Origin of the sequence: Novosphingobium aquimarinum (assembly GCF_009746585.1) — a bacterium.
Taxonomy (GTDB): domain Bacteria; phylum Pseudomonadota; class Alphaproteobacteria; order Sphingomonadales; family Sphingomonadaceae; genus Novosphingobium; species Novosphingobium aquimarinum.
Map to the genome: position 1 here is coordinate 1 of NZ_WRPO01000042.1, position 9,192 is coordinate 9,192.

Annotated in this window: 7 protein-coding genes; 3 read left to right on the forward strand and 4 right to left on the reverse strand. The window is 63.2% G+C overall.

Annotated features, from left to right (window positions below; all coding sequences use genetic code 11):
* Positions 1–135: 135 nt before the first annotated feature.
* On the forward strand, positions 136–2,502 hold the full coding sequence (locus GQO94_RS20365) for a TonB-dependent receptor (RefSeq protein ID WP_156843210.1): 2,367 nt from the start codon (positions 136–138) through the stop codon (positions 2,500–2,502).
* A 46-nt stretch (positions 2,503–2,548) separates the two neighbouring features.
* On the opposite strand, the gene GQO94_RS20370 is transcribed toward GQO94_RS20365, so the two are convergent.
* The 4 genes from GQO94_RS20370 to GQO94_RS20385 form a co-directional block, all read right to left on the reverse strand.
* Entirely contained in the window at positions 2,549–3,535 is a 987-nt protein-coding gene (locus GQO94_RS20370) for an esterase-like activity of phytase family protein (protein WP_198046084.1), read from the reverse strand.
* 101 nt (positions 3,536–3,636) lie between these two features.
* Positions 3,637–4,632: a nucleoside hydrolase gene (locus GQO94_RS20375; RefSeq protein ID WP_156843212.1), complete on the reverse strand. Its 996-nt coding sequence runs from the start codon at positions 4,630–4,632 to the stop codon at positions 3,637–3,639.
* The gene (locus GQO94_RS20380) at positions 4,619–5,275 is read right to left on the reverse strand and encodes a beta/alpha barrel domain-containing protein (protein ID WP_156843213.1); all 657 of its coding nucleotides are present in this window, start codon (positions 5,273–5,275) and stop codon (positions 4,619–4,621) included. Before GQO94_RS20380 ends, GQO94_RS20375 begins: the two co-directional genes overlap by 14 nt.
* Before the next feature lie 10 nt (positions 5,276–5,285).
* On the reverse strand, positions 5,286–6,548 hold the full coding sequence (locus GQO94_RS20385; protein WP_156843214.1) for a NupC/NupG family nucleoside CNT transporter: 1,263 nt from the start codon (positions 6,546–6,548) through the stop codon (positions 5,286–5,288).
* Between the two features lie 404 nt (positions 6,549–6,952).
* Between GQO94_RS20385 and GQO94_RS20390 the strand changes: the two genes are divergently transcribed.
* Both GQO94_RS20390 and GQO94_RS20395 read left to right on the forward strand, forming a co-directional pair.
* Positions 6,953–7,963, forward strand: coding sequence for a LacI family DNA-binding transcriptional regulator (locus tag GQO94_RS20390; RefSeq protein WP_156843215.1), 1,011 nt, complete (start codon positions 6,953–6,955; stop codon positions 7,961–7,963).
* 16 nt (positions 7,964–7,979) lie between these two features.
* Entirely contained in the window at positions 7,980–8,828 is an 849-nt protein-coding gene (locus tag GQO94_RS20395; protein ID WP_156843216.1) for a carbohydrate kinase family protein, read from the forward strand.
* The last annotated feature ends 364 nt before the right edge of the window (positions 8,829–9,192 follow it).

The window sequence follows — 9,192 nt, forward strand, 5'->3', positions numbered from 1 at the left end:
CCATCGACAGGTCCAATCCGGCATAGTGCTTCATGGCTGTTTCCTTCCTTCAGGATTCGACAACCAGAAGTGTGCGCCTCAACCAAGGTCCGAGGGAAGCAGCCGCAATTACACGATGACTCAACGTTGTCGCGAATGCCGCTTCGCCAATCGGCCAGTGTCTTAGCTCTGGCTCACATCTTCCTCTCCGTCAGTGCCGCGCATGCCCAAGATGAGGGGGTTGCGGAGCGCAACGGGAGTGACGGGATCGTCGTCATCGGCGAACGGGTGGGTGTCGGCAATCTGCGCGCATCGGCAGTGGTTACGACCGACGACATCGAGGATCGGCCCCTCGGCGCCGACATCACTCAGAGCTTGCAAAGGGTTCCGGGCGTCCAGGTCTCGACCGGCGACGCGCGTGGCGGCACGTTCTCCTTCGAACTCTATATGCGCGGCCTCAACAAGGAGCAGGTTGGTTTGTCGCTCGACGGCATTCCCACCGGCGATGCGCGCTTCAATGGTGGCTCGCCGCCGCAGCGCTTCATCGAATCGAGCAATATCTCGCGTATCGAGGTTTCCCAAAGTGCGGGCGATATCGGCTCGCCCTCGCGGTTCGCGCTTGGCGGTTTCGTCAATTTCATCTCGGCGGATCCCTATTACGACACGGGCGCCACGATCGAAGCAGGGTTCGGAGATAACGACTTCTACCGGGGCTACGTACGCCTCGATACGGGTGAAATCGCGCCGGGTTTGACCAGCTATCTAAGTTACTCGCATCAGGAGAACGATATCTGGGCCGGGCCCCGCGCGCGGTCGTCACGCCGCGACCATGTCGAGTTCAAAGCGGTGAAGGACTTCGACGACGGCGGCTTCATCAAACTTCGCGCAGCCTACAACGATCAGCGTGACAACGACTTCAACATTATCACGCTGGGCGAGTTCGAAGCGGATCCGCGCAACGATCGGGCCACCGACGAGATCAGCGGCATTCCGGCGATCGATGTCGATTACGGTGGCGCTCTGGGCGGTACGCGTGAGGATTTTCTCGTCTATTTGAACACGCGCTTCATGATGACCGATACGGCCAGTTTCAGCCTGAACCCCTATTTCCAGAGCTTGCGGGGGGAATCGTTTCGCTATCAGGACCGCCAGCGCCGCCTCGCCGGAGGCGATCCGCGCGCGGTGACGGGATACAACGATCTGGGCGGCGCTATTCGCCCCGGCGTGGTCACGACACGCGACAGCAATGCATTCGGCGGCCCGGCGGACATGCGCGTTACGCCGCGCGACACGGATCGTTACGGCCTTACCGGCGAAGTCAGGCTGGAAGACGTGATCGCCGGCAACACGATCCGCATCGGCGGCTGGTGGGAAACGACCACGTCCTCGGAGACGCGCAACTTCTATCCGATCCTGAATTCTGCCGAGAGCATCGACTACAACCGAGGCGATCTCGCCTTCGTCGAATATGACCGCGAATCCCGGATCGAGACGGCGATGCTCTACGCGCAGGATTCGATCGAGGTCATTCCCGACGTATTGCGCCTCGACGCCGGCCTCACCTGGTTCAATATTCGCTACCGGGCGCGGTCACCGCTGGAATACCGCACGCTCGTCGGCTTTTCGCAGGATTCGGGCATCAATCCCAAGATCGGCATCGGTTTTCGCCCTGCCGAGGGCATCGAAGTGTTCGGCGGCTATGCCCAGAACTTCGCGGGCATTCCCGAAGACGCCTTCCTCGGCTCGAACGCCGCGATCAACCCCGGCGATCTGGACCCGATCGAAACCGAGAATTTCGACATCGGCATTCGCTATTCGAACGAGACGATTGCGCTCGTGCTGCAAGGCTTCCACACGCGGCTGAAGAACAATATCGGCATCATCCCGCGCACGACGACCGGCATCGATCCCGACGAAATCGTTCGCGGCAACGTGGCCACGCAAGCCGCCAATATCGACGGTACCAAGAGCAGCGGCATCGAAGCCACAGCCATCCTCGATTTCGACTTCGTCGACTTCTACCTGAGCTACGCCTACCAGGATGCCAAACACGACGATCCCCCGGTCGGCTCGGCAGAGCGTGCGGCTTTGGCATCCGTGGGCGTGATCGGCGGAGCCCGCGTGCGCGACATTCCCGAACACAGCGTCTTCGGGCAAGTCAGCGTGGAGCCGGTGGAAGGCTTGCGACTGCAGGGCACGGGCCGCTACATCAGCGATCGCGTTGGCGGGCACATCCTGTTCCCCAACAGCTTTGCGGAAATCGGCACGGAGGAAATTCCCGGCTACACCGTTTTCGGGGCGGTCGCGAGCTACGACTTCGGCGATACCGGCCCGTTCCAGGAGCTGCGCTTTCAGCTGAATGTCGATAACGTCTTCGACAAGGAATACATCGGCGCCGTCAGTTCAGCGACGGCGACATTGCCCGAATTCGGCTTGTTCTCGGGCCCCGATGTGCGGACTTTGGACCGCTATTTCATTGGCGCACCGCGCACCTTCACGGCCTCGCTGCGGGCCCGTTTCTGACTGAGACGAGGAGAGGCCGGCGGCTTGTCGGCCTCTTCGTCGCCGATCACTCGTCGACGGCCAGGATGACGAACCAAGTAGGCATGCCGGGTTCGAAATTGTTATCGGCTGCCAGCACCAGGCTTCTGCCATTGTCCTGCGTGGCAGGTCCGAACGTCACCCCTTCGAAGTTGGCCCGTTCGAGCCCGTCGCCACGTCCGAATTGCGCCAGCTGCCACTTTTCGAGCCGGTCGGTGCCGGGAACGGGCGCTGCGCAAAACAGTCTGGTGGTGAACAGGAACCGGCCGTCTTCCTGCTGCGCGCCGGATCGCTCCAGGACCAGGAAGCGGCCATCGCCAAGGCCGAGAATTTCACTCAGGCCGTTGTCGGCGAGGCGCCCTGGGATCTGTCCCGTGATCGGGGCGAGCGGATAGCGCCATTGCTGCACCAGCGTGCCGTCTTTCGCGATGCGCATGATCTGCGTTTGCGCGCCTTTGTCGGGACGGGGCGGAGGGCCATCCTCGATCAGCGGGGCTTCCAGGCCAAGCCAGATGTTCCCCTGCGGATCGATCCACAGGCCTTCGAACGACCGGTTGTCTCTCGGGCCGCGCTGCGCTCTCGGATCACGTTCGAGTTGGGGCGGCAAGGGCAGGGGCGTGGTGCGTCCGTCTTCCAGCGAGCTGCGATAGAGCCCGGGACCCGATCCATTCTTCGGATCGCCTTCGCTCGACCATAGCACGTCTCCGTCCTTGGTCAGCCGAAGCGCTTCCGCGTCGAGGACCGAAGCGCCTTCGCCTACTGGGGGGGAAGCGCCCTTATCCTTTGGCAGCAGTGCTTTCGAACCCAACCAGCGCACGCGATAACCGCCGTCCTCTTCCCGCCTCAGTCTCAGGCGGCCAATTCGGCCCGCGCCGGGACCTTCGAGACCATCGGTGACGACAAGATAGTCGTCGGAAATCGGATCGTACTCGATCCCCGAAATTCCTCCGATCGGGATGGCGTCACTCCCCTGGTTTTGCGCCATCGAGGTCCGGCCCAGCTCCTGAACGGACATTGCCTCGCATCCCGGAGATCCGGCATCCGAGAGCCGAACCTGCCCACCGCTTGCGCACCCCGCGACAGCGACAAGGCCGAGCCAGGATACGGCGTTTCGCTTCATCGTGCCGCGTGACATCGGTCTCGTTTCGAGCTGGCATCGAACCGGATGACAGACTGGACGAAATCGGAAACTGTCGCTTCGGCATCGATGCCGAGGCAATAGCGCTGGTCGGGGCGGGTTCGTCCGATCGCGACAGCCGAGCGGCCCGCTTCCGGTCCGTCGCGCTCGACGCAAAGCGGGTGGCGGGCCGTCTCGAAGCGTTCGGGGGCGCAGAGGTATGCAGCGGCGGCAACGTCATGGATGCAGCAGCCGTCGATCCCGTCGTACTTGCGATAGATGTCCTCGTACCCGCGAGAAATGTCCCACAGCAGACGCCCCGCGGCGCCTCCGTCGGCAAGATCGCGCAGGGCGTGGGAAGGAAGGATGCAGTCCGTCGATACGTCCAGCCCCACCACCGTGACCGGCCACGCCGCCGCGAGCACTTCGTCCGCCGCCGTCGGATCCTGAAAGAAATTGGCTTCCGCATGCGGTCGGATATTGCCGTGGCGTCCCTGGGTGCCGAAAGCGCCGCCCATGACCACGATCTGCGCGGCGAGCGGGGCGATATCGGGGTCATGCCGCAAGGCGAGCGCCAGATTGGTGAGAGGCCCGATCGCCAGGATCGAGATGCGACCGGGCCGCGCTTTCAGCGTATCGACGATGTGCTGCCATGCCGGCTTGCGGCTGGTCGATCGGGGCTCGAACCCGCGCGCGAGCCCGGTGTCGCCAAAGCCATCCGACCCATGGACGCGCAACTCGAGCTCTTGACGCGGGCCATGGACCGGCCCCGCCGCTCCGGCAAAGACCGGGAGCTCGAGCCCGAACCGGTCGAGCAGGAAGTGCGCATTGCGAGTGACCGTATCGACGTCGGCGTTACCGAAAACCGTGGTCACCGAATGAAGTGTAACCTCGGGCGCCGCGGCGAGGTGCACCAGCGCCATCGCATCGTCGATGCCCGGGTCGGTATCGAGTATGACCAGCTTGCCCCCGCTTGGCGCGTCACGCTCCGCCATAAACCGCCTCGCAAACGGCCGCGCACTTCGCCAGATCGAGCGCGCCGTCAGTGCGGATGCCCGACTCCATGTCGATCCAGTATTGTTCGCCTTGGGCCGCGCCGATGGATTGGATGACCTGCGCTGCATTGGCGGGGCCGATACCGCCCGAAAAGCCGCAGAACGGACCCGCTGGCGGCAAGGCGGGCCAGGCTGCGGGCGGCTTGCCGGTCCCGAAACTGGTGTCGAACAGCCAGTCGAGGCGGGGCTCGGCGGGGAACTCGCCAACCGCCTGCAGCATGGTGCGCAGGCCTCGGGAACGTCCGAAACGCACGCAATTTTCAACCTGTTCGCCGCTGCTGCCGGAAAAGCCATGATTGACTTGCAGGCGCTGGAAGCCGGTCAGATCGAGCGTGGCTCCATCCGGATCATCGGCGATGAGGCGGGCCTGCTCCCCGCAGACGTGCGCAGCAAAGCGCAGGCCGGGTGCGGCCAGTAGCGCTGCCCGGTCGGCAGCGTCGGGAAATAGCAGCTCGTCGCCCCGCGCATCGTCGATCAGGATGCCCCACTCGATCGGATAGCGTGACGAAAGCGCCTGTAGTCGGGGGATGAGCGCCGGGGAGTCGACGCCCGTGAAGGCAATGAAGGCGGGCGGTTGCAGCAAGCGGTGGCTCCTAGATGACAAGGGCGAGAAGACCGATGACCGTGCCGGTCATGCAACTGGTGAGGAAGGCGGCGAACAGCGCCTTGAGCCCGAGCTGGACGATGTCGTCGCTCTTTTCCGGGGCCATGGCGGTCAGGGTGCCGATGAGGATCGCAACGCTGCCGAAATTGCCGAAGCTGCACAGCGCATACGTCGCGATCAGTTCGCCGCGCGCCGAGAGCGCTCCTGCCGGAAGAGCCGCCAGCTGGCCGTAGGCGATGACTTCGTTGACCGCGACTTTGGTCCCGAGCAGGCTGCCAACTGTCGTGATGTCGCCGGATGGAACGCCCATGAGCCACGCAAATGGTGCGAAGATCGTCCCGAAAACCGTGCTCAGAGTGATCGGGTCGCCATCGCGCGGGATCTGCGCGAGCAGGGCATCAACGAGTGCGATCAGGCCCACGAACACGATCAGCAATGCGATGACGTAAGCCGCAATGCGCACGCCGCCGAGGGTTCCTTGGGTGATCGCATCGAGGCTGCTCTTGTATTCGCTGCTCAAGGGAATGCGCCCACTGGTCCGGACGACTTCGCTCGGGATGATGATGCGGGCCATGGTGATCGCCATCGGCGTGCTGATCAGCGAGGCCGTCAGGAGATGCGTGAAAACGTCGTCCACGCGTCCCACCAGCATCGTAGCCAGCAGGATCATGGTCGAACCGGCGATGACGGACAGCCCGTCGACCATGATGATGAAGAATTCGCCGCGGGAAAGCTTGGGCAGCATCGGGCGGACCAGGAGCGGGGCCTCGATCATACCCAGAAAGATGCAGGCCGAAGTGGACACGCCCACCGGTCCGCTCACTCCGAACAGGCGACCGAAAACCCATGCCGCGCCTTGTACGATCCAGCGCAACACGCCCCAGTGCCACAGGAGCGCGGCGAGGGCGCTGACCAGCAGCACGGCCGGGATGACCTGCAAGGCGAAGATGAAGGTCGACGCGCCGCCCTCTGCCGCGGCGAAAGGCTGGCGCCCGCCGCCGAGGTAGCCGAACACGAACACTGCGCCGCTTTCCGCGGCTTTCTGAACGTTATCGACTCCACGGGCGAGGCCGCCAAGCACCGCAACGACGGCCGGAACCCTGGTCAGCACAAGGGCAAACACAATCTGCAGCGAAAGACCGCCGGCGACCATTTTCCAAGGGAAACGGCGACGGTTTTCCGAGACGCCCCATGCAATCAACAGGAACGCGCCCAGACCCGCCAGGGCTCTGAAGGCATCACCTTGGATCATGGCGAGGTCCAGTCCGGAAATGAGCCATGGCGAAGGGCGAGCTCTTAATCATGAAACGTTTCATAAGAAGTGGATTGGACGGAGGCAATCGCCAATTTCGAGCGAATTCATCCGACCAAGGCATACCTGCAGCTGCACCTGCGCGGAAGAGACGGCTGACGCTTCGGGTATCATCGCTTTCCGCGTACGAAATGCGACCTGGGCGGTAGCGGAGGCATCTGCGCCCACCATCGCCATGATCGCCGTCTTCGCGCCAAGCGGTTTATCGGCGACGGCGTAACGCAGCCCCATACCTTCCGGGCTGGTCGAGGCGAAAACGGTGACATCCCGCCACGATTTCCTGTGATAATCGTTTCATTATTTTTCACTAGATATCTGTCTGCGAGCAGCTTAGCACTTGCCCGATGGCAGATCCGGATATCCGTACACCGCCCAAGCGGGCGACTTTGAAAGATGTGGCCAAGGCCGCGGGCGTGTCGCTGGCGAGTGCGTCCTACGCCATCAATCGGACCGGCTCGCTGGGCGAAGAGATGCGTGCCCATGTCCTCAAGATCGCCGAAGAGTTGGGGTATCGCCAGAACCTGAGCGCGCGGGCCACGCGCACGGGGCGCACCGGCGCGATCGGCCTCGTCGTGCCCGACATGACCAACCCGTTCTTTCCCAGTCTGGCGCAGGCGATCGTCCATCGTGCGCGGCAGAACGGATACAGCGTCTTTGTGACCGACACCGCCGGCGATCAGCAGCAGGAAGGCGAAGCCATCCGGCAACTGGTGGATCGCAATGTCGATGGCATCGTGTGGTTTCCGGTCAATGACGAGAACAGCATCGCGAAGCTGGTGGCGGATATTCCGATCATCGTGCTCGATCGCAGCGTGCCCGGTTTCGAGGCCGTACAGGCAGACTATGTGCAGGGCGGAAGCCTGGCGGTGGAGCATTTGCTAGCGCTCGGTCACCGCAACGTTGGCGTCGTCGCCGGTCCGATGGATGTGCGGAGCATGCGGGACCGTATCGATGGGGCAACAGCGGCGCTCGCCAGCGTCGGCGGCCCCACCTTCGTCGTGGAAAATGCCTTTGCAGTCGAATTGGAAGGCACGGTGAAGGAGGCCGTCGAAGCGCGTAGTGCCACGGCGATCTTCTGCGCCGCAGATCTCATCGCCGTCGGCGTGTTGCGCCATGCCCGGAAAATGGGCCTCGCCGTACCGGAAGAGCTATCCATCGTCGGCTTCGACGATATCGCCTGGAGCGAATACTGTACGCCGGCGCTCACCACCATCGAAATGCCGGTCGACGAAATGGCGATCGAGGCGGTCGATGCCCTACTCCGCAAGCTCGATGGCGAACAGGACGGCAATCGGCGGGTGATCTTCAACGTCAAGATCGTGGTTCGCGAAACCACGGCAGCAGTGTCCGCCTGATCCGAGCGACGTCCTTATGCCCCTCCCGAAGTTCGCCGTCTCCGGCCATGCAACGCTCGACTATGTGGTCGGCCTCGAGCAGCCGTTCACCGGACATACGACGGCTCCAGCGCAATTCGGAGCCGCGGGAGGCTGGCCGCGCCCCGGTGGGGCGACCTGGTATACGTCGGCGCGACTTGCCGATGCGGGCCTGAGCGTCGCTCCCATCGCGTGGCTCGGCGAGGACAAGGATGCGCAAGCCTTCGTCGCGGCGTGCCAGGAGCGCGGCTTTTCCATTGCCGGCATCGACCGCGACGCTGGCCGCCGTACCGTCCGATGTCTCATGGTATATCAACCCGATGGCACCACCGGCTGCATGATCGATGACGGCGGCGCCGGAGGATCCAAGTTGAGCCCCGCGCAGGCGGCGCAGATTGCCGATGCGGACCATGTCGTCATCTCCGCCGGCCCGGCGCACGCGACACACGAGGTGCTGCGAAGCTGCCGTGCCGATGCTTCGGTTAGTTGGATCGTGAAGGACGATCCTCTCTGCTTCCCTGCGGACCTCGCCGCCGAAGTGGCGAGGCGATCCCAACTGATCTTCTGCAACGTGGCCGAAATGGCGCTGGTGCGACATGCGCTCGGTCCTGAAGGCCGCGGCTCTCGCGCGATTGTCGAGACGCAAGGCAGCGCCGGGATCAGGATCCACGCACCCGAAGGGAGCAGCATCGTCGACGTCGTGAAAGCAGAGATCGACGATGCGACCGGCGCGGGCGACACTCTTGCCGGCGAAACGATTGCCCGAATGGCCACGGAAACGATTCCGCTCAATCGCGCCGTGAGTGCCGCGACGACGCGCGTTCGCGAATGGCTTGCAAGCCGATAGCTACGAGATCCTGTCTGACCTCCCCCAGATTGCGGCAGGCCCCGGCTTCGCGCCAATTGGCTTTCGGCCAGATTGAAGCGGTTCGATGTGCCGACTGCCAAAGCAGCTCGGTCTTTGCTTGCAAAAGCTTGCCCGCGACAGTCACATGCGCTGCACACTTAAAATTAACTTCAAAATTATACGGTTTCACGTAGTTTGACATAGGCGCGTAGGGTGAGACCGGAATTCTACTTCGATCGGTTTGTCAACGGCGGAGTAAAAGTCGTCCATTAGGCGGAGTAAAACCAGGCCACTTGATCCGGGTGTTGGCGAGCGCCGTGAGGGCGTAGCCCGAGCGGGGGTCGCCAACACCCGGATTGTCATT